Source organism: Roseovarius sp. YIN77 (assembly GCF_057219155.1).
In genome coordinates this window covers 1-1087 of record NZ_JBXVVI010000058.1, presented here as the reverse complement: position 1 = coordinate 1087, position 1087 = coordinate 1, and the positions used below count along the sequence as shown (strand labels likewise).

The following is a 1087-nucleotide window of genomic DNA, read 5'->3' as shown; positions in this document are numbered from 1 at the left end:
TGGCGATGGCAACACCGTGACCAACAGCGGGACAGTCATTTCACAGCAATCATACTCAGTACGTATGGTTGGCGCTGACGCGATGCTGAACCTCAATCAGGGGTCGGTTCTGGTGGGTGACGTTAGGTTTGATAATCCGGGCGCAGCTACGCTGAACTTTGGCACGGGGCTGAATGCGGTGGTCCACACGGATGCGTCTGTGCCCGCGACGATCACCTCCCAAGGGGTGTACACAGTTGTGGGCGACACGATCTATAACGCGGACCTGTCGGACTATGCTGCGCAAGATCAGGCGGCGGGCGTGGCTGGCCGGTTGATGATGGATGCGGTGGATGCACGCGGGCGCACGCCGGTTGCGAGCCAAGGCGCAGGCGGTGATGGCCATTGGGCCAGCCTGACCGGCGGTGTGGTGGCGAATTCGGGCGACAGCGACATGGCGGGCTATGACGGCGTGATTGTGTCGGGCAGCTTCGGCAAGGATCGTGGCGACGGCGGCCTCTTTGCCGGTGTGTCTGTCTCGCGGTTGGAAACCGACAGTGGCGTCGATAGCGATGCGATTGGCATTCATGGCGGGATGTACGGTCAGTGGAACGGTGCCGATTACACGCTGGCCGCGGGGCTGACCTATAACGATGTCGAACGCACCCAGGCCAACAATATGGTTGTTGGTGGGTTAGAGAGCGCCTCAGACAGCTACATGAGCCTCTTTATCGCGCCTGCGCTGACCTGGCACGGGGTTTCTGGGCGGCCATGACAGCCTGCGCCTGCGCTATACCGGCGTGTGGTCTGACGGCCATGATTTTGACTTCGCCGACGGGGATCTGTCCGTCGACAGCCGGTTCAGCCATCAGGTCGAGGCCCGTCTGGCCTGGACCCGCGCGATGGAGCAAAGCACCCTACGCTACGGCATTGATCTGGGCTGGCAGGACAGCGACAGCGTCGATCTGGTTCTGGCCGGTGACAGCCTGTCAGGCTCCACCCCCGGCGAGGACGGCTATGGCCGCGTCTTCCTGGGCATGGACTTCGCCAATGGCGGGTTTGAACTGGGCTATGACAGCAACGAAGAGCTGAGCGCCACCGCGAGTTA

General features: G+C 62.1%; 2 protein-coding genes. Both read left to right on the top strand.

Going from position 1 to position 1087, the window contains the following annotated elements:
* Positions 1 to 754: hypothetical protein (locus AC2D8P_RS16590; RefSeq protein ID WP_484703996.1), on the top strand; the 754-nt coding region annotated here is incomplete at its 5' end.
* Positions 755 to 779: 25 nt separating this feature from the next.
* Positions 780 to 1087: hypothetical protein (locus AC2D8P_RS16585; protein WP_484703995.1), on the top strand; the 308-nt coding region annotated here is incomplete at its 3' end.